The sequence below is a fragment of the Pseudoalteromonas sp. S4492 genome, assembly GCF_005886115.1.
Taxonomy (GTDB): domain Bacteria; phylum Pseudomonadota; class Gammaproteobacteria; order Enterobacterales; family Alteromonadaceae; genus Pseudoalteromonas; species Pseudoalteromonas gelatinilytica.
The window spans coordinates 28,711-48,105 of sequence record NZ_PNCP01000007.1 but is presented as its reverse complement, the minus strand read 5'-3'; the positions used below and the strand labels follow the sequence as shown (position 1 = coordinate 48,105).

The 19,395-nt window shown below is 41.1% G+C and carries 22 protein-coding genes; 16 read left to right on the top strand and 6 right to left on the bottom strand.

All coding sequences use genetic code 11. From position 1 onward, the window contains the following. Positions 1–220 precede the first annotated feature (220 nt). Entirely contained in the window at positions 221–1,687 is a 1,467-nt protein-coding gene (locus CWC28_RS03270; protein WP_105173356.1) for a DNA recombination protein RmuC, read from the top strand. 80 nt (positions 1,688–1,767) lie between these two features. Here CWC28_RS03270 and CWC28_RS03265 read toward each other — a convergent pair whose 3' ends face one another. Continuing rightward, on the bottom strand, positions 1,768–2,472 hold the full coding sequence (locus tag CWC28_RS03265) for a Clp protease/crotonase-like domain-containing protein (protein WP_063703775.1): 705 nt from the start codon (positions 2,470–2,472) through the stop codon (positions 1,768–1,770). A gap of 126 nt (positions 2,473–2,598) precedes the next feature. Between CWC28_RS03265 and CWC28_RS03260 the strand changes: the two genes are divergently transcribed. After that, positions 2,599–3,174 carry a DJ-1/PfpI family protein gene (locus CWC28_RS03260; protein WP_138624727.1) on the top strand — a complete coding sequence of 192 codons (576 nt, stop codon included), beginning with the start codon at positions 2,599–2,601 and terminating at the stop codon, positions 3,172–3,174. On the opposite strand, the gene CWC28_RS03255 is transcribed toward CWC28_RS03260, so the two are convergent. After that, entirely contained in the window at positions 3,169–4,050 is an 882-nt protein-coding gene (locus tag CWC28_RS03255; protein ID WP_063703779.1) for a LysR family transcriptional regulator, read from the bottom strand. The genes CWC28_RS03260 and CWC28_RS03255 overlap by 6 nt on opposite strands. A gap of 100 nt (positions 4,051–4,150) precedes the next feature. On the opposite strand from CWC28_RS03255, the gene CWC28_RS03250 reads away from it, so the two are divergent. From CWC28_RS03250 to CWC28_RS03220, 7 genes are all read left to right on the top strand, one after another. Next, a complete protein-coding gene (locus CWC28_RS03250; RefSeq protein WP_063703782.1) occupies positions 4,151–4,639 on the top strand; it encodes a DUF2938 domain-containing protein in 489 nt (162 codons plus the stop codon). A gap of 9 nt (positions 4,640–4,648) precedes the next feature. Further along, positions 4,649–5,281, top strand: a complete 633-nt coding sequence (gene tmpT, locus CWC28_RS03245; protein ID WP_138624726.1) for a thiopurine S-methyltransferase — start codon at positions 4,649–4,651, stop codon at positions 5,279–5,281. Between the two features lie 112 nt (positions 5,282–5,393). Continuing rightward, positions 5,394–6,194, top strand: coding sequence for a DODA-type extradiol aromatic ring-opening family dioxygenase (locus tag CWC28_RS03240; RefSeq protein ID WP_063703787.1), 801 nt, complete (start codon positions 5,394–5,396; stop codon positions 6,192–6,194). A gap of 94 nt (positions 6,195–6,288) precedes the next feature. Next, complete coding sequence (locus CWC28_RS03235; protein WP_138624725.1) at positions 6,289–8,619, top strand: S9 family peptidase; 2,331 nt, start codon at positions 6,289–6,291, stop codon at positions 8,617–8,619. A gap of 293 nt (positions 8,620–8,912) precedes the next feature. Further along, positions 8,913–10,136, top strand: a complete 1,224-nt coding sequence (locus CWC28_RS03230) for a DUF3500 domain-containing protein (protein WP_063703793.1) — start codon at positions 8,913–8,915, stop codon at positions 10,134–10,136. Between the two features lie 96 nt (positions 10,137–10,232). Beyond that, positions 10,233–10,490 carry a hypothetical protein gene (locus CWC28_RS03225; protein WP_138624724.1) on the top strand — a complete coding sequence of 86 codons (258 nt, stop codon included), beginning with the start codon at positions 10,233–10,235 and terminating at the stop codon, positions 10,488–10,490. Positions 10,491–10,529: 39 nt separating this feature from the next. After that, entirely contained in the window at positions 10,530–11,285 is a 756-nt protein-coding gene (locus CWC28_RS03220) for a HupE/UreJ family protein (protein ID WP_138624723.1), read from the top strand. A gap of 41 nt (positions 11,286–11,326) precedes the next feature. Here the strand turns inward: CWC28_RS03220 and CWC28_RS03215 are convergent, their stop codons facing one another. After that, positions 11,327–12,337, bottom strand: coding sequence for an alpha/beta hydrolase family protein (locus CWC28_RS03215; protein ID WP_105173352.1), 1,011 nt, complete (start codon positions 12,335–12,337; stop codon positions 11,327–11,329). 133 nt (positions 12,338–12,470) lie between these two features. Here CWC28_RS03215 and CWC28_RS03210 point away from each other — a divergent pair, with 133 nt between their 5' ends. Further along, a complete protein-coding gene (locus CWC28_RS03210) occupies positions 12,471–12,977 on the top strand; it encodes a hypothetical protein (RefSeq protein WP_063703800.1) in 507 nt (168 codons plus the stop codon). Positions 12,978–13,056: 79 nt separating this feature from the next. On the opposite strand, the gene CWC28_RS03205 is transcribed toward CWC28_RS03210, so the two are convergent. Then, positions 13,057–13,515: a GyrI-like domain-containing protein gene (locus tag CWC28_RS03205; protein ID WP_063703802.1), complete on the bottom strand. Its 459-nt coding sequence runs from the start codon at positions 13,513–13,515 to the stop codon at positions 13,057–13,059. Between the two features lie 192 nt (positions 13,516–13,707). Between CWC28_RS03205 and CWC28_RS03200 the strand changes: the two genes are divergently transcribed. The 6 genes from CWC28_RS03200 to CWC28_RS03175 all read left to right on the top strand — a co-directional run bounded on the left by CWC28_RS03200 (position 13,708) and on the right by CWC28_RS03175 (position 18,408). Next, the gene (locus CWC28_RS03200) at positions 13,708–14,334 is read left to right on the top strand and encodes a fused MFS/spermidine synthase (protein WP_063703804.1); all 627 of its coding nucleotides are present in this window, start codon (positions 13,708–13,710) and stop codon (positions 14,332–14,334) included. Beyond that, positions 14,319–15,209, top strand: coding sequence for a spermidine synthase (locus CWC28_RS03195; protein ID WP_063703807.1), 891 nt, complete (start codon positions 14,319–14,321; stop codon positions 15,207–15,209). Before CWC28_RS03200 ends, CWC28_RS03195 begins: the two co-directional genes overlap by 16 nt. After that, positions 15,206–15,682 (top strand): TlpA disulfide reductase family protein, encoded by a 477-nt coding sequence (locus CWC28_RS03190; protein ID WP_138624722.1) that lies wholly within the window; start codon positions 15,206–15,208, stop codon positions 15,680–15,682. Before CWC28_RS03195 ends, CWC28_RS03190 begins: the two co-directional genes overlap by 4 nt. Positions 15,683–15,817: 135 nt before the next feature. After that, the gene (locus tag CWC28_RS03185) at positions 15,818–16,294 is read left to right on the top strand and encodes a MarR family winged helix-turn-helix transcriptional regulator (protein WP_058584360.1); all 477 of its coding nucleotides are present in this window, start codon (positions 15,818–15,820) and stop codon (positions 16,292–16,294) included. 4 nt (positions 16,295–16,298) lie between these two features. Further along, positions 16,299–17,360, top strand: coding sequence for an HlyD family secretion protein (locus CWC28_RS03180; RefSeq protein ID WP_138624721.1), 1,062 nt, complete (start codon positions 16,299–16,301; stop codon positions 17,358–17,360). Between the two features lie 13 nt (positions 17,361–17,373). Further along, positions 17,374–18,408 (top strand): DUF2955 domain-containing protein, encoded by a 1,035-nt coding sequence (locus CWC28_RS03175; protein ID WP_063703814.1) that lies wholly within the window; start codon positions 17,374–17,376, stop codon positions 18,406–18,408. A gap of 25 nt (positions 18,409–18,433) precedes the next feature. Here CWC28_RS03175 and CWC28_RS03170 read toward each other — a convergent pair whose 3' ends face one another. After that, positions 18,434–18,751: a hypothetical protein gene (locus CWC28_RS03170; protein ID WP_063703816.1), complete on the bottom strand. Its 318-nt coding sequence runs from the start codon at positions 18,749–18,751 to the stop codon at positions 18,434–18,436. Positions 18,752–18,886: 135 nt separating this feature from the next. Further along, a complete protein-coding gene (gene arfB / locus CWC28_RS03165; RefSeq protein WP_063703818.1) occupies positions 18,887–19,300 on the bottom strand; it encodes an alternative ribosome rescue aminoacyl-tRNA hydrolase ArfB in 414 nt (137 codons plus the stop codon). Between the last annotated feature and the right edge of the window lie 95 nt (positions 19,301–19,395).

Sequence of the window (19,395 nt, the reverse complement as noted above, 5' to 3'; positions counted from 1 at the left end):
AAGTTTTTTTGAACTAATCAAATTTTGGGGCGTCTATTATTATGCTTGTTGTTAAATTGCAGTTTACATAAGCATTATGTTGATTTCCCATTTGGTTACTAAATTTTAGTAATGTTAGAGCCAGCTCACCTTGAGCTGGCTTTTTTTATGCCTAAACCCCCTACTCTGCTGTGCGCTAATTCGTTATGATGATGTGTCTTTAAGTTATTGAGTTTTCGTTATGATTACAGAGCTAATTACACAGATTAATTGGCAAAGTGGAGTACTTGGTGCTGCTGTAGGTGCTGTTACTAGTGGTGTCATTTTTGCACTACAAAAAAGTCGCTTAAAAAATCAGTTAACTGATCTGCAAAATAGCCAGCAAATCCTGCAAAATCACTTAGAACAAAAGCAGCTGCAATTGCAAGAAACCCAGCATACCCTTTCGCAGCTACAGCAAGATTACGCTGAACAACGTGATGAGTCTCAACACTTTAAAACCCGTTTCGTAGAACAAGAAAAACAAGCACAACAATACAACCAATTTTGGCGTCAAGTTGAAGCTGAGCTTGCTGATACAAAAGCTGCACTTAATCAGCGGGATGTTGATTTAAGTACCTTACGAAGCACAGTAGAGCAAAAAGAACTGCATTTTAAAGAGCAGCTTAGTCATATCAAAGAAAGCAAAGAGCAACTCAAAAAAGAGTTTGAAAATCTCGCTAATCAAATCCTTGAAGAAAAATCGCAGCGTTTTAAAACCTTAAACCAAGAAAGTATTGAGCAATTATTAAAACCGGTTCAGGGTGAACTAAAAGGCTTTCGCGATAAAATGGAATTGATCCACGTTGAAGATCTAAAGCAACGTGCAGCACTAAAAACTGAGTTATTGCATTTACAGGCTAAAAGCCAAGCCATCACCGAACAAGCTGATAGGCTGAGCACCGCATTACAAGGGCAAAAGAAAACCCAAGGTAATTGGGGAGAGTTAATGCTTGAAAATGTACTAGACAGCGCAGGGCTGCGTGCTGGAGTAGATTATCAGCGTGAAGTGTCGTTTAACACCGAAGATGGCCGCTTACGCCCAGATGTTGTAGTGTATTTACCTCAACAACGTCATTTAGTTATTGATGCTAAAACCTCTTTAAACGCGTATACACGCTATGTAAATGCCGATACAGAGCTTGAGGCTCAGCAAGCGCTTAAAGAGCATGTTATGGCGGTGCAATCGCGTATAAACGAGTTAGCAAGCAAAGCCTACGACAGACTACCGGGTATTAACTCACCAGAAGTGGTGATCATGTTTGTACCTATAGAGTCGGCTTTTGTTGAAGCGCTTAAGTACCAAAGTGATATTTATCAGCAAGCAATCGAAAAGAACATTTTAGTTGCTACTCCAACGACCTTATTGACTAGTTTGAATATCGTAAAACAACTGTGGCGTTTTGAAGAGCAAACTAAATACTCAAAAGAGCTTGCCGCTCGTGCAGAGCGTTTTTACAACAAACTCAATGGTTTCCTAACCAGTATGGAAGGGGTTGGTAAGCAATTAGACCGCGCCAAAGAAAGCTATGATAAAGCATTTTCTCAGCTGTATCGTGGTAAAGGAAACTTGATTAAGCAGGCCTCTGAGTTCAAAGAATTGGGGGTTTCTGTTCAAAAAGAGTTACCCGTGGAAAGTGTTGAAAAAGCCCAATTAGAGTTAGATTAAATGCGATACAAAAAAGCCAACGTAATGTTGGCTTTTTTGTTATACCAATTCGCTTAATTAAGTATTATTGCGGATTGGTATTAGTTAACAAGTTCAGCTGACACGATATCGTTGAGCATCAAAAAGTGGTTAAGTACAGACTCTTCAAGCTCGAATACTTGCGCGATTTTTTCACCACTTGCTGACATCCCCGTTTGCGCACCTGCAAACTCGATATGTAACCCTAAACGTTTCAGGGTTTGGGTATCGTAACTATAAATAGCAGCATCACGTTTCTCGGTAATACCTGGCATCATCCCTATGATAGTAACCGCTTGTTCAACATTGATGATATCGAAAAATTGTCGCTCTGCGGTTTGCCATTTTGCTATATAGCTAGCGACCTCGGGCGGCTGCTCCATTGGCACGTATAGTGGCTGTAATGAGCCGCCATGCCAGCCTATAACGGCTTGCTCTTCAACGAAGACATGTGGACTTGCGGTAACGACATAATTGGCGCAAGACGATGCACAAAGCTCGCGTACCACAACATTGAGTTGATATTCATGAACTAAGCCTCCGAAATGGAGACCTGCCATCACATCACCACCTTCGCTATTAATAATTAAGGTGTTGATTTGCTGATCGCTATTTACTAATAATTGTTCAAACTTTTCAACATTTTGCTTTGATGTTTCGCCCTGAAAATAAATAGTGCCCGGCGATACCTCACTAATTTCAGCAACGCTTTGCTGTGTTGTTTTACAACCAACCAGCAGCACGCTCAATAATAATAAAAAACGCATTAACAATGCCTTGAAGTTTTGTTTGTATACAGTGCGCAATTTAATAATATGTCATTAACGAACTGCAAAAATGGCATAGTACGTTTTTTTACTTGAGAAATAAATCCACATAATAGGAACAATTGTATGAATATTGGAATTTACATCTATGATGATGCCGAAGTGCTCGATTTCTCAGGTCCGTTTGAGGTGTTTAGTACTGCCAAGCGCCTAGCGAATAATGACTGGCAAGTGAGTTTAATTGCCGAAAATGATAGGCCTGTACTTGCCCGTGGTGGTTATAGTGTAAACCCCCATTACAGCTTTGCTGATTGCCCTTTGCTTGATCTCCTTGTTGTGGTTGGTGGCGACCATACACTAGAGCTCGAAAAAGCAGAGGTTATTACTTGGTTAAAACACACAGCCACTAACACCAAGCGTGTTGCGAGTGTTTGTACGGGGGCGTTTTTGCTTGCTAAAACTGGGCTTTTAAACGGTAAAAATGTCACGACTCATTGGCAAGATCAACCTGAGCTGGCTGCTATGTTTTCTGATCTTAACGTGATTGCAGATACTCGTTGGGTCACCGACGGTAAGTTTACCAGCTCAGGGGGGATTTCTGCTGGCATTGATATGAGCCTAGCGTTAGTCGCTGAGTTTATTAGTTACGAACACGCCCTACTGACTGCCAAACAGATGGAATATCAATGGCAGACTTTATAATTGTTCAGCAATATAGTCGGTTATAAACTGCTTTAGACAGGCAGCCTTTTTACTCAGTAAACGTGCGCTTGGCCAGATTGCATAAATGTCGCGGTTTTCTCCTCGCCAGTGTGGCAGTACTTGAACTAGCTGCTGAGATTTTAATTCATCTATAACCTCAAACCGAGGTAACAAAGCGATACCTTGCTCATCACAAACTAAGTATTTTACAAATCCAGTATCGTTAAAAGTACTAGCAAATCGGCACATGTGAGTATAAGTTGCATTCGTTTGAGTATTGGTTAGCTGCCACTTATTTCTCAACGTGGTACCAATTAACCTATGTTGTTTTAAATCACTAGGCTCTTCTATGGCAGATGCCGAATTAAGGTATGCTTTAGTGCTTACAAATAAGGTATCAACACTGCCTAACTTTTTCTGATGGAGCATAGAATCAGCCTGCGGCCCTACTCTTATTGCTATATCAGCTTGGCTTTTACTGAGATCTTCAAGTTGGTTATTAAGCAGTAGCTCAAGTTGAATATCAGGGTACTGTTTAGTGAATGCGAGCCACATCGGCTTTAAGAAACCATGACTAATATTCAGAGGTGCTAAAACTTTAAGCTTTCCTGACAATTGTGCTTTTTGCTCATTAAGCTGGCGGTGAGTTTGTTCAAATTGCTCAATTAATTCAACATAACTTTGAAAATACACCTCCCCTGCTTGCGTTAACGTGCATTGCCTTGCTGAGCGATTTAATAGCTGCTCACCTAAGCGTTGCTCAAGTCGTTGTAAGCGTCTCGACACTGTTGCGGTAGGCAGAGACAAGTTCTTAGCCGCATTACTTAGGCCGCCTTGCTTAACAATCTGTATGAATAGAGCGATATCGTCAATCATGATCTCATTTATGCAATCATAGTTTGTTTATCTTACTATTTTTAGCACTTTTGCAATTAGATATCATGCCTTTTATTAAATCATTTAAGAGCATCTAATAATGAGTGTTAATGATATTTATGTGATAACTTTTGTAGGCATAGCGGCGACTTTGTTCATTGATCTTTATGCTTTTTTGCTGGCTAAAGTGTTTAAGATCCCTTCATTAAACTTTTGTTTAGTTGGCCGTTGGGGCTTGGGGTTATTAGATGGAAAGTTTATGCACCAGAATATAGCAGCTAGCCCTGTTAAGCATTTTGAGTGCGTGTTTGGCTGGTTCGTCCACTACTTTATTGGTGTTTTATTTTCGTTTTTATTTATATTACTGGTCGGTATTGCTTGGCTTGAACAGCCCACCTTAATCGCTGCATGTATATTTGGATTAGCTAGCGTATCTATGCCATTTTTTGTTATGCAGCCCGCTTTAGGGATGGGGATAATGGCTACGAAAACAGCAAACCCACTTCAAGCCCGCTTAAAAAGTGCTGTAACTCACCTACTTTTTGGTGTCGGATTAAATTTATCAGCTCAATTCATTCAATTTATTTAGGAGTAAGTAATGGACGCAAAGCATTGGCATCAACGTTGGGAAAATAACGAAATAGGTTTTCATGAAGGAGACGTTAACCGTTACCTAGATCACTGTTTTACTAACTTAAATTTACAGCAAGGCGATACTGTTTTTGTGCCACTGTGTGGCAAAACTCACGACATTCATTATTTGCTCGCGCAAGGTATGCGTGTTGTTGGGGCTGAGCTTAGTGAGATTGCCATTAAGCAATTATTTGATGAGTTAAAACTAGAACCCGAAATCAGCCAACACGGCGAGCTATTACGTTACCAAGGCGCAAATCTAACCGTTTGGGTAGGTGATATCTTTGCACTGACCGCGAATGAACTTGGCACTATCAACGCGGTTTATGACCGTGCTGCCTTAGTTGCGCTGCCAAAGCCCATGCGCATTCGCTATACCCAGCATTTACTAGAGTTGACCAATAGAGCTAAACAATTAGTGGTGGTCTTTGAGTATCAGCAAAATGAATTTTCGGGTCCGCCGTTTAGTGTAGTCGCCGATGAGCTACATCAGCACTACGATGCTTTTTATCAGCTAACATTACTGTGCAAAGAGCCTCTCGAAGGTGGCTTAAGAGGGCAAATCCCCGCCATGAACGTTGCTTGGTATTTAAGTTAGTACTTACAAACTAGTGGTGTGTAAATTCACACCCTAATTGTGCGTTTTTGTGGCTGGTTATTGTATCTCTGTGCGTGCACTATAGTGATAAGCGTATTTAAGGAGCACATTTATGCAAAAGCCACGCGTTTTCTTTGTTTCACATGGCGGCGGTCCTATGCCTTTACTTGGCGATCCAAGTCATGCTGATATGGTTACTTGTTTGCAGTCTATTGCTGCAAAAATTCAAAAGCCGTCAGCTATTTTGATGGTGAGTGCACACTGGGAAGCGAACCCAATTAGCATCACTTCGAGCGCTGCTCCTGAGCTAATTTATGATTACTATGGTTTTCCTGAGCCTGCTTACAGTATTGAGTACCCAAGCCCTGGCGAACCAGCCCTTGCCGAAAAAGTACATCAAGCATTGGCAAAGGCTAATATCGATAGCACTTTAAACCCATCTCGTGGCTTTGATCACGGTATGTATGTGCCTTTGAAGATTATGTATCCAGAGGCAGATATACCTTGTGTGCAATTGTCGTTACATCCAAGCCTTGAGCCAAGCTTACACCTAGCGATAGGTGAGGCTTTACAACAGCTTGATTACGATAATTTATTGATCATTGGTTCTGGCTTTACTTTTCATAATATGCGCGCATTTTTTACGCCTGAAACAGCTGAAATTAAAGCGCAAAATATCGCTTTTGAGCAATGGTTAGTCGATGTATGTGGCAATACTGAGCTGAGTGAGCAGCAGCGACAAGCTAAGTTATTAGAGTGGAAAATGGCCCCTGCTGCGCGTTTTAGTCACCCTCGTGAAGAGCACTTATTGCCGTTACATGTTTGCTATGGTGCGGCGATGCGCCCTTGTAGTGATATCTACGAACTACGTATTGCCAACAAGCAAGCCAGTATGTTCTTGTGGGACGATTGAGTTTAAGTTCAACCCCCCTGATAACACGATAAAAGCTCAGATTTTATAAGTTTATTTTGGTACGCTAGGTAAGTTAAAACCTAGGAACAACAAAATGAACTTAATAAAAACATCAACCCTTGCGTTTGCTGTGGTTGCGGGTTTAGGTTTGCAAGCATGCTCAAGTACAGAGCAAGCGAGCACGCCATCAGCAAAAGTGAACGCAACGGCTAATCCGCTCTCGCTTGAACAAATTTATAAAGAAAAAGACTTTAAAGCTGAGCGTAGCACCTATTTTACGTGGCTCGATGATGGTACTGGTTATACGGTACTTGAAGAGCGCGAAAGCGATAAAAGCAACCAAGACGACAAAGCTAAAGACGATGAGCACGGCGTAAAAGGCAATGATATTGTGTTTTATAACGCCGATGGCACGGGTCGTAAGGTACTTGTTAGCTACGAAAAATTAATTCCCAAAGGTGAGAAAGAGCCACTCACTGTTGAAAGCTATCAATGGTCTAAAGATGGTAAATGGCTGATGGTTTTTACCAATGGCGAGCAAGTGTGGCGCTCACGTAGCCGTGGTGATTTTTGGCTTTTAAACCTCGAAACTGATTCGCTGTATCAGTTAGGTGGCGAAAACATCGAAGCGAAAAAGCTGATGTTTGCTAAGTTCTCACCTGATAGCTCAAAAGTAGCTTACGTGCGTGATAACAACATCTACATGGAAAAAGTCGGCAGCAAGGCTGTGACTGCTTTAACCACTGACGGTAACGACACCATTGTTAATGGTAATTTTGACTGGGTATACGAAGAAGAATTTACCATTCGTGATGGTTTCCGCTGGAGTCCAGACAACAAATCAATTGCCTATTGGCAGCTTGATACCAGTGGCGTTAAATACTTCACCATGATCAATAACACCGATGATCTCTACCCTACCCTTAAAGAATTTCCGTATCCAAAAGCCGGCGAGATGAACTCTGCGGTTAAAGTGGGTGTGGTCAGTCTTAGCGACAAGAAAACCCGTTGGGCTGAACTAGGTGGCGATAATCGCGATCGTTATATCCCACGTATTAGCTGGGCAGGTACTGGTGAATCTTTGATGATCCAAGATCTTAACCGCCCGCAAAGCCACAACAAGGTTTGGTTATTCGACTGGCAAAAACAACAGCTGACTAAAATTCTTGAAGATAAAGACGATGCCTTTATTGAGTGGTTTTATAAAGCAAACTGGTCAAAAGACGGTAAGTTCTTTATTTGGCACAGTGAGCGTGATGGTTGGCGTCATCTATACCGTGTATCTCGCGATGGTAAAACGGTTGTTGATTTAACACCGGGCGAGTACGACATCATTGATATGCTAGCGCTCAACGAAGATAAAAACGTTATGTACTTTACTGCATCACCGGATGATCCTGGCCAACGTTATTTATTCCGTACCTCGCTTGATGGCAGCTCTAAACCGGTGCGCGTAACGCCTGAGTCATTTGATGGTTCAAACAGCTATTACATGTCTAAAGATACCTCTTGGGCGATGCATACCTTCTCTAAGTTTGGCACGCCACCAATGAAAGAGATTATCAAAGTAAGCGATCACAGCAATGTGAAAACCTTAGTTGAGAACACAGCATTAAAAGAGAAATTAGCGACTGAGCAATTACCGACTCACGAGTTCTTTACGGTTAATGCGCGCGATGGTGTTGAGCTTGATGGCTACATCATGTTCCCTGCGAATATGGATAAAAGCAAAAAATACCCAATCGTTTTCTATGTCTATGGTGAGCCATGGGGATCAACAGTACAAGACCGTTGGGAAGGCGACAGTTACTTATACAAGTCGTATCTAACTCAGCAAGGCTTTATTGTTGCCTCAGTTGATAACCGCGGCACACGCGCACCAAAAGGCAGAGATTGGCGTAAATCTATCTACAAAAAAATAGGCTCTATTACCGTACGAGACCAAGTTGACGCCCTTGATGCAATGGCAAAACGTTGGGATGTCATTGATACCGACCGTGTGGGTGTATGGGGTCACTCAGGTGGCGGTAGTTCAACGCTTAATTTGTTATTCCGCCATGGTGATAAATATAAAGTGGGTATTGCCTCAGCCCCTGTGCCAGATATTCGCTTGTACGATACTATCTACCAAGAGCGCTATGCAGGTAACCCAAATACCGATCCTGAAAGTTACGACAACACGTCTCCGATCACCTTTGCAAAAGACCTGCAAGGTAAGTTACTACTGATCCACGGTACCGGAGATGATAATGTACACTACCAAGGTTCAGAGCGTTTAATTAACGAATTAGTTAAGCACAATAAACAGTTCGAGTTTTTCTCTTACCCGAACCGTTCTCACAGCCTCCGTGAAGGTGAAGGCACTACCCTACACTATCACACTATGATGGCTAACTTCTTCGAAAAGCATCTACTAAACAAGTAAATATGCTTTATTAAAAAATACCGCAGCTTAGATGTTAAGCTGCGGTTTTTTTATGCAAACTGTAAACCCCCGTTACAGATAATAAGCGATTCGTTTTGAGCTTTCCGCATTAGGCTGCACAAAATAACCCGCACCAATTTAAAAGTATTAAGCTACCTCTTAAGCCTCATTAGATGGGCTTGTTTCGTGAATAAAATTCCATAATTCATTTGGTGATCTACATATTTTCTACACTTTTCAACCTTGCCTCTGTGGTAATTTTTTAAGCAATAATTCATGTAGGGAATTTGGTTATGAAATTAGGTAAAAAGGTGTGGCAATCACTGGCAGTAGTTGCCTTATTGGCAAACTTAGCGGCTTGTGGTGGCAGTGACTCATCGTCGTCATCAGATACAGATACATCGACTAGCGATAGCAGTGGTACTGATAACAGCGGTACTGACAACAGTGGTAGTGACAACAGTGGCTCTTCAAGTAGCTCAGGTTCAATTAGTGTCAGTGACTTCAGCGATATCAGTCTAGGTGACTGTGAGCTCGATACCAGCCTAGAGTCACTCGTGTGTGCTGCAAATGCATTAATCGACACGTTAGATGAAGATGAACTTGCTGATTTACAACTTGATTATTCAGACTCTGAAGCAAGAACTGTGTGGTCAAACTTACCGACGGGCAATGTAAGTCGTAATGGTATTGAACTTGGGGCATTAGACGATGAATCACTTGAAGCGGCGATGATGGTTGCGAAAGCGGCGCTGAGTGATGATGGCTATCAAGATTTCTTAGGTGTTATTGCTGCGGATGATTATTTAAATGAGCTAGGTGGTGGTTCTGCTTACTCATCTGGTAAATATTATCTGGCGTTTTTTGGCGACCCAGATGTGAGCGGCGACTGGATGTTGCAGTTAGGTGGTCACCACTTAGCTTATAACATTACTTACTTAAATGGCGATGGTTACCCTGTGCCAAACCATATTGGTACTGAACCTAAAGTCAGCTTTGAACTAGACTCGGCAAGCTATGCCCCGCTTGCGGATGAAGGTGATGCCCTCGTTGCTATGTTTGACTCGTTAAGTGAGTCTGAGCTTGCTGAGGCTTACTTAAGCGGTGAAAGCTATTCAGATGTATTAATGGGCCCAGATAACGGAAGTGGTACGTTACCAACTGATTACCCTACAGGTGATAATCGCAAAGGGATCCTTGTTTCAAGTTTAACGCAGGATCAACAAGCACTGGTTACAGCAGCAATCGAGCAGTGGATCAACGACTACCCTGAAGAAGTGGTTGAAAACTTAACGCTAAGCTATGTAACGAGTTCTGCTTATGCAGATACCTACATTGCCTGGGCTGGCACTGAATCGGCTGGTGTTGATGTGGATGTTGCCGGGACTTATATGCGTATTGATGGCCCTAACCTTTGGATTGAGGTGGCGTGTCAAAATGGGGTGATTATCAGTGATGAAACTCACTACCATACAATGTTCAGGGATAAGAGCTGGGATTATGGTAATAATTTATAAGCCATGAAAGCAGTAATTAATCTCCTATTTGGGCTGACCTTTTTGGTCAGCCTCTTTTGTACCAAAGCCTTTGCCCATTCTGCTTCAACGAGTTCTGTGTTTATTGATACGCATAAACCACAGATTGAACTCGAAATTTATATACCCCTCGATCAATTACGTTTAGCTGATGAAAGTTTATTTCCTTCACAAAGTGATGATCTAAAGCAGGTTAATTTCTCGGCTTTACAAGACTACATGCAAACACATGTAAGTATCACAACACAAAATTCTCAGTCGTTAACAGCACAAAAGGTTGATGATTTTGCTATCCATGAATTTGATAACGTACTGTTTATGGTAATGAAGATGTAATTTATCAAACCAGATAATTTTGATACCAGTGGTTTTTCTTTGCATTACAATGCCATTTTACACCGAGTTGTTACTCACAAAATTTATGTTTCGTATCGCAACGATATGCATGAAGTACTTAAAGCAAGTCAAGACATAGCAACCATAGGGTTGATCCGCTATCAGCGCGAAACCTTATTTATAGAGCCTGAAAAAATCACTGCATGGTCTCAGTTTAAGCTGATGTTTGTAAATGGTATGAGCCATATTGCAGCGGGTATAGATCATTTGCTATTTTTACTTTGTTTAATTTTGCCCGCCCCTCTAGTTAGTGCCAATAAGCGCTGGCAATCAGTGGCACCTGTGCGCCAATGTGTTATGTCGGTAGCTAAAATTGTCACCTTCTTTACACTCGGACACTCATTAACGCTAGCCCTGACGACGCTTGGTTATATTTCATTTCCTGCAAAGCCAATTGAGATTTTGGTTGCGGCCTCTATTTTAGTTTCGGCGTTGAATGCAATCAGGCCGATCTTTTCGCAGTCAGCTATGTGGATAGCATTTATTTTTGGGCTTATCCATGGTCAAGCATTCGCGATAGAAATGAGCCATATGGGGTTTGATAGTCAGGCTATTATCGTTGCATTGGTTGCATTTAATCTGGGTATTGAAACTGTGCAGTTGTTAATCGTTATTTGCGTTGTACCCGTGCTAGCAATGCTTGCCAGAACTTATTTTTATAATGCTATTCGAATTACATTATCAGTGCTGGCAATGGCGGCTGCGAGCTATTGGATTATTGAGCGAAGTGTGTAATGAAAGGGCCTTATTTGGCCCTTCTTACTTTTAAAACAAAGTTACAAATAGGTGTTAAACCAATTAACTAGTTCTGATTCTAGTTGTTCTTTATGGTTCATTAAAAAGTGATTGTCACCGTCATACACCACAAGTTTATGGGGTATATGATGCTTATCTAGTGCTTTGGCAAATTGAATTGAGTTCTCGACCGATACTCGTTTATCGTCACTGCCATGAATAAGTAATATGGGCACTTTAGGCGATAGCTTATCAACCCAGTTCATAACAGAGCGTGCTTCAAGCTCTGCTTGTTTGTTCTCTTTATAATTGGGAATACGACGCACATACACGTTTTTTTCCATGTTAGGTCTAAACGTAAGCTCTTTAACTAAATCGGTCGCCCCAGCAATGGTTACAATGGCTTTTATCTTGTTTGTGTGTTGCATGGCAAGGTGGGTTTGCATGCCGCCTCGGCTCGCTCCTAACATGCCAATACGGTTTTCATCTGCATTTGCTATGTGCGGAATAAAATCAATAAGCGCAAGTACGTCGTTAACATCTTTGCCACCAAACTCATCTAAGTCATCATTTTTAGTTAATGTACCGCGGTATTGGCTGCCGATAACCACAAAGCCTTGCTCTGCTAAAGGAAATAAATTACGCATCATTGCTGCAAAATTAACATTGCCAAAATTACCATTGCCGCCGCGGTTATAAATTAATACTGGAAGCTTATTCTTGATGACTTTAGGTTTGATGATATAACCAAGCACCTCAACATTATCGACCTGATATTTAAAATTATGGCAGGTTAAATTAGCTTTAAAGTTATCGAACATTTCTTGTGGAAAGGTTTCTTCAAAGGCTTTAATACGCTTTAAGTATGCTTCTTCGTTTTTAGCTTTGCGTTTATTCTTTTGCGCAATAAATTGGTGCCACGAATCATAGTCAGCAAAGATGCCTGTGAAGCAGTCTGTTTCTTTTGTGACATGTTCATCATCGATAATTTTCGCTGCGCTGGTAGAAAAAACAGCGAGAAATAGGCTGGCAAAGAGTAGTAATTTATACACAACAACATCCTTATTGGTGACTAAAAGTTACGAATCCACAGTAACTTAAATGATGGTTATTTGTATATAACTACTTTTTTACGTATCAAAACTTTTATATTATGAAAGTTAACTTATTGAATTGGAAGTCATAATGAGCAATAAACCGCCGCATATATTAGAGTTACTACCTAAGCGTTACACCTTGTGGGGGTTATTATGTTTATCCTTGGGGTTCGCTATATTTGTAATTATATGGTCTCGAGCTCCTGAATACCGGCCTTTGGTACAAGATATGCGCTTAGTCAATGCCGTCAAGATAGTCGATGTACTGGACGTTGAAGAGATCCCTTACAAGGCTGATATTAAAAATCATATTTTGTACGTCGATGTTCTTCATTCAGACCAAGCAAGGCTAGCACTTGCTAAAGTAGGTTTCGTCTTTGATTATCCAAATAAAGATACATTTAGTTCAATACCACAAGCATGTGCCTTACTTGAATCACAAGAAGCAAAGGAAAATAGGCCTATTCATCAAACTGAATGGTTTCTCCGATTAGTTCGCATAATAATGGCCGCGATAGTACTTATTACTTTAATCTTGGTCGTTGTACGACCCATTTTAAAGAATCTTATTCTTGAAGATAACAACAAGGATTAATATACCTTTTAGCAAATAAAAAGCCGCAATAAGCGGCTTTATCTGTAATGGGGCTTTACACTAAAATTAGGGTTTGGCGTTATTCAACCGAAATGAATACTTCAACTTCTTCACTGCTTTTATAAAACTCAAAGTCAGTTTTATATGCTCGAATATGCGGGCACTGTTCATTACTAAAGTACTGCCAAACTTGACCCCAAACATCGATAACGGTTTGTGGCATTGCACCTTTGCCACTAAAGCGAAGGTAGTTACCTGTGGCGAGTGTCGTTTGTTCTATCTCTGATGATGTGACTTGCAGATCAGTACACGCAAAGACATCAAACTCCCCTGTGACATCAGATTCATAATGAGTGTACACGCCATAAACTTGGCTAGATGGGGTTAATTTTGGCGCTATGTCTGTGTAAAACTGCTGCCATAAGCCAGCTATTTTGGCACCTTCGCCACTCATTTCATTCATATTGCAGGTGCGAACTTTGAGGCCAAATAAAGTTGTCGGGTTGTCGATATTGATGTGTGTTACTTGCTGATCCATTGCATTTATCCTTGCTTAATTTGTTCCCAGTAAAATACCAGAGCACATGTACTTTAACCTAGCCTTTTTAATTATTTATTTTAAAAAGACTATATTTTGTCAACGGCCTTTACAGCTTAAAAAACAGTCATGGCATCCTTATCTGCATCAGGTTAAGATGGGTAAAATAACAACAAAATCAGCGGGTGTTTAATGAATAAAATCAATGCGCTTATCTACTTTCTAGCCTTTAGTAGCGGTTTTTGTATTATGGGAATTGAGCTTTTAGGCGGGCGAATTTTAGCGCCGTATTTTGGTAGCAGTGTGCATATTTGGGGCAGTATTATCACTGTATTTATGTTGAGCTTATCTATCGGCTATTTACTTGGCGGCAAGCTCTCAACCCGCAATCCTTCGTTAACTAAATATGGACTCATTTTCTTTGTGGCAAGCATTATGGTGGTGCCAATTGTATTGTTTGCAGAGCCAATTATGACCTTTATTTTCACCCATATTGAAGACAGTCGTTACGGCTCGTTGCTGGCATCAACGGCGTTGTTTTTTATCCCTACAACAATACTCGGCATGATCTCACCTTACTCAGTGCGATTATTGGTTACCGATCATGAAAAAAGTGGTCAGGTTGCCGGTGGTTTGTATTTTGTGAGCACCCTAGGTAGTGCGCTTGGTACGATTATTACCTCTTTTTATATGGTGTTAGCGTTTGATGTTAACGACATCATTAAAACCTTTGCAGCGGTATTAGGCGCGCTTGGTTTGCTTGCAATTGCTGTTAGTCAATTAAAAACGAAGGAGCGTGCTGTATGTTTAGAATCTTAATGCTTTGTTTGATCATGACATTGCCTTTTAGCAGCTTAGCCGAAGTAATACATAAAGAGCGCTCGCTTTATCGCAATATTTTAGTGGAGAAGACTGGCGATTTACTGTGTTTAAAATTTAACGAAAAAACCCGTAAAAGTACGCAAAGCTGTATGTATAAAAGTAAGCCTAAAAAGCTGGTGTTTAATTACACCAAAATGACGTTTGCAAGCTTACTATTTATTGATGATCCTAAAAATGTACTGATCATAGGTTTAGGAGGAGGTTCACTCTCTAATACCATTCATGAGCTTTACCCTAGCGCTCATATCGAAAATGTCGAAATTGACCCTGCGGTAATAAAAGTTGCCCGTGATTATTTTAGCTTTGTAGAAACCGATAACGTGACGTCAAAAGTGCAAGATGGCCGTATTTTCATTAAACGCGCCGCACTTAAAAAACAAAAGTACGATTGGATTATTCTTGATGCCTTTAATGGCGATTATATCCCTGAGCACCTTCTCACTAAGGAATTTTTTGCAGAAGTAAAAAGTATACTGGCTGATGGCGGCATTGTTGCAGCAAATACTTTTTCATCGAGTAAATTGTACCAGCATGAGTCGGCAACTTACTTTGATGTGTTTGGTGACTTTGTTAATGTTGTGACCTATGAAAACTCTAATCGCATTATTTTGGCAGGATTCGAGACTATGCCTAGCCAGCAACAATTAGCAGAACGCGCCAATAAACTCGCAAATAAGTTAACCCCTTACGATGTTGATTTGCAGTTACTGCGTGAACATTTGTTTTATACTAAGGGTAATCAAGATTGGCCCGCGGATACCAAGGTACTCACTGACCAATATTCACCTGCGAACTTGTTAAATTATCAATGATCAAACACATCTTAATTGCATGTCTTTTATTAACGAGCTCTGCTGCTATGGCAGAGCAATCTTCTACTGCTCCTTTAACTGCAAGTCAGCAGCAATTGTCTAAACTACTGAGCCAATATAAAGGGAAAGTTGTGTTACTCGATTTTTGGGCATCTTGGTGCAGCCCGTGCCGACGCTCGTTTCCTTGGTTTATTGCCATGCAGAGCAAGTATCAACAGCAAGGCCTTAAAGTAGTTGCTGTAAACATTGATGTTGAGCGCGGTGATGCCGATGCATTTTTAGCTGAGTTTGCAGTGAACTTTAATATTATTTACGACCCAGATGCTGTTATTGGCAGGCAATACCAACTTAAAGGGATGCCGAGCAGCTTTTTAATTGATAAAGAAGGCATAGTACGATTCCAACACACAGGATTTGTTGCTGATAAATTAGACCTCTATGAAAGCCATATCAAAGAGTTAATTGCTAAATAGTGTGATTAGGTAGATAACTTTTGCTGTTGTTCGCTTTTATCGAACACAGCTATCTATTTTATTAATTGCACTAATATTTACTTAGCATGCTAACTACATTAAAATAGTTAGCATGCTAAGTAAATGGAGCGCATCATGTCTTCCACTCCCCCTTTTCACGAAACTCTTGATTTAACATTATGCGGCAGTATGGGCCGTGTGCATCGTTTATGTCGCGATGCTGTCACTTTGGCGGTTGAGCCTTTGGGCCTTACTCAATCTCGCTGGACTGCGATGATGCACCTGTTTCATTTAAACCAAGGTTGTACGCAACAAGAGTTGGCAAATAGCTTAGGCATTGAAATGCCTTCACTAACTCGCACTATTAAGCAGCTTGAGCAACAAGAGATTATTGCTCGTAAAGCTGACGCTGAAGATAAACGTAGTAAACGTCTGTACTTCACTGAGCAAGGTCTACAATTGTTAGACACATTGCAGGTGATTATTGCCGATGTGAAAGAGCACCTTTATGCCGATTTAACCACTGAGCAACTCGATACCATGGCGCATGGCTTAATTCAGATGGAACAGAATGCCCGTCAGTGTATCCGTCATTATTCAGGAGATAAGTAACGTTATGACACCAGATCAAAAGTTTGCCCGTTACGTAAAAATCTCTTTAGCGGGTTTTATTGTTTTATTTTTATATTTTGTGATTGCCGATTTGTATATGCCTGTTACACCGCAGGCCCGTGTGTATCATCCGGTTGTGCAAGTGACCCCACAGGTAAGTGGTCGTGTGACTGACGTGTTAGTGACTAATAATCAAGCCGTCGAAAAACAGCAAGCCTTGTTTAAGATTAACGATGAGCCTTTTGAGCTTGCCGTGCAACAAGCTGAACTTGCATATGATGATGCAAAACTACAAAACCAACGTTTAGATAGCAGTGTGAAGGCAATAGAAGCACAGTTAGCGGCTGCTCAAGCTAAGCTACATGAGCAAACGTTGCTGTTTGAACGCGCTGAGTCGCTATTGAAAAAGCGTTCTATTTCAGAGCAAGAGTACGAAACTATCAATGCGAACTATCAATCAAGCAAAGCCAATGTGGCTGCAATTGAAGCCCAGCTTAGCGAGGCTAAATTAGCGCGCGGTAAAATAGGGGATGACAATTTAGCGCTTCGCCATGCTCAAAACCAGCTTGAGCAAGCAAAACTAAACCTGTCGTACACCACAGTGACAGCTGATACCGACGGTAAAACAGCAAACTTACAGGTAACACCGGGTACCTATGCTAATAAGGGTCAGCCGTTAATGGCGATTGTTGCTAATAAAGCTGATTTAGTGGCTGATTTTCGTGAAAAGTCTTTAGTTCACGTGCAAATTGGTAGTACTGCAAAAGTCAGCTTTGATGCGCTACCGGGCAAAGTGTTTACAGGCAAAATTGTTAGTTTTGAAGCGGGTGTGAGTGATGGCCAGCTTAATGCCAACGGTTTACTCAGTGCCACTGAAAGCAGCAACCGTTGGGTACGAGATGCACAGCGTCAACGTATTCATATTAAGCTAGATGAACATCAGATGCTGGCAAAATTTCCAAGTGGTGCGCGTGCAACCGTACAGCTTTTGCCTGACTCTAGCATTGGCAGTTGGTTTGCAAGCATGCAAATTCGCTTCATTAGTGTTCTGCACTTCATTTACTAAGGCTGGGTGAGTTATGTCAGTATTGCAACTCGATGGTAATGGCTTACGCCAAGCACTACGCATTGCTACGGGCTCAGCATTAGGGTTTTCACTGGCAAAATTGATGAACTGGCCGAATGGTATCTTTTTTACTGTTTATCCTATGCTATTGCTTGGTTTAGTGCCTGTGCTTAACATGCATATTATTCGTCAGTTTTACGCAGGCGCGGTGTTCAGTGCGCTGTTTGTGCTGGTTGTGCAAGGGTTGTTTGCACACCTGCCTGTGGTAATGACGATGATGAGCTTTATCGCTTTTGCCTTTTTGTTCTATCAAATGAGCCGTGGTGCTAACTTTTTATTTGGCGCCACAACGGTGGTGAGTTTGTCGATTCAATTACATTTTTCGACCTACACCGGCGGTGGTGTCAGTATTTATCCGCTGATCATTAGTAACGCTGTTGCAGTTGTCGTAACTGTGCTGTTTTCGATGCTAATGCATGGTTTATTCCCTGATGTTGCACCACGGCAAGGTCGGGTAATGCCAGAGAAAGCAAAAGAAAGTATACGCCATGAAGTATTACTTTGTTCAACCGTAGCGACTTTATCATTTGTTGTATTTCAGGTCTTTGATTTACAGGATTCAATTTCAGCTCAAGCAGCCTCGGTACTGATATTGTTTTCGTTGTGCTGGAAAGCAGCTGGTATGGCCGCGTGGCAACGTGCAATAGGCACCCTAATTGGGTGTAACTTAGCGTTAGTGGCACAGTTATTTTTGTATAACCACACCGATATTTTGATATTTCCGGCGTTAATTCTGTGGATTTTGACTTTTATCTTTAGTCGTTATCACATAATTGGTGGCGGTATTCCGGGTGTAGGCTTTGGTATTATCACCACATTTGGTATTTTGTTTGGTCAGTCATTAGGGCCGGGACAAGATCTCGTATACAGCGCGCTGTATCGTTTTTCGTCAGTGTCTGTGGCGATACTATTGAGCTTATGTGCGGTGTATATAATGCATCACATCTTAAATCGCTTTGAAATAACAAGGCATCATACGTTTGATTAAAAATCAAAATGCACAAAAAAGGGAGTTAATCAGAACTCCCTTTTTTATTATTTGGTTCGAAAATGGTGGGTAAAGACTTAAGTAAATCGTCTTGTTTTTTTACAACACTCTGTACGCAGGTTTTTGAGGCGACATCTGCAACCCAAGCGCCCCATTGTGAACTACCAGGTTCTTCACCTGGAGTTGCCCACCATCTGGCTTTATAAAGAATTTCGTTATAACAGGTTTCACTACCTTGCGGATACGCGTTTCCGGCTTGCCATGAATCTACAGCAAAGCCCGACATAGGCAAAGCTGACAGCGTTATCATTGCAGCGGCAACAATGCGTGATTTCTGGCCCATACGCGGCTCCTTCATTAGTGGTGAGTTTGTATGACTATTATAGACGCGGCAGGATTAACCATCAATTAACTTTGTTAACAAGTTACACTTCTTTACAGTTCTGCTTATTTTTGACACGATCTTCTGATGTGAAAGTTAGAATTTTACATTTTTTCTTAATACTTTTGTTTGTCCCCTTTTGGTTTTGCTGTCCATGCGTTTTCTCTGAGAACTTTTGCTTGGTTTTGTCGCTCTGCGCGCCTTTTGTACTTGTGTGGCATTAACGATTAATTCTTTCAAACGATTAAGCGCGTCTTCTTTGTTCATCTCTTGCGTGCGATGACTTTGCGATTTAATGACAATAACGCCCTCTTTGGTAATTCGAGAATCATTTAAATTAAGTAAACGCTGTTTGTAAAAGTCAGGTAGTTTTGAGCGCTTAATATCAAAACGAAGATGAATTGCAGTGGCTACTTTATTGACGTTTTGGCCGCCTGCACCTTGCGAGCGGATCGCACTAAAGTCGAGCTCCCATTCATCAATTGTGACGGTATTAGAAATAATTAACATCAGGTTCAGTTAACTGTGGTAAAAAAGGTATTGTAACATTTGTAATTGGCCAAACATAATCGCTCTATCATGTGAGCCAATTGCTAACCATTTTG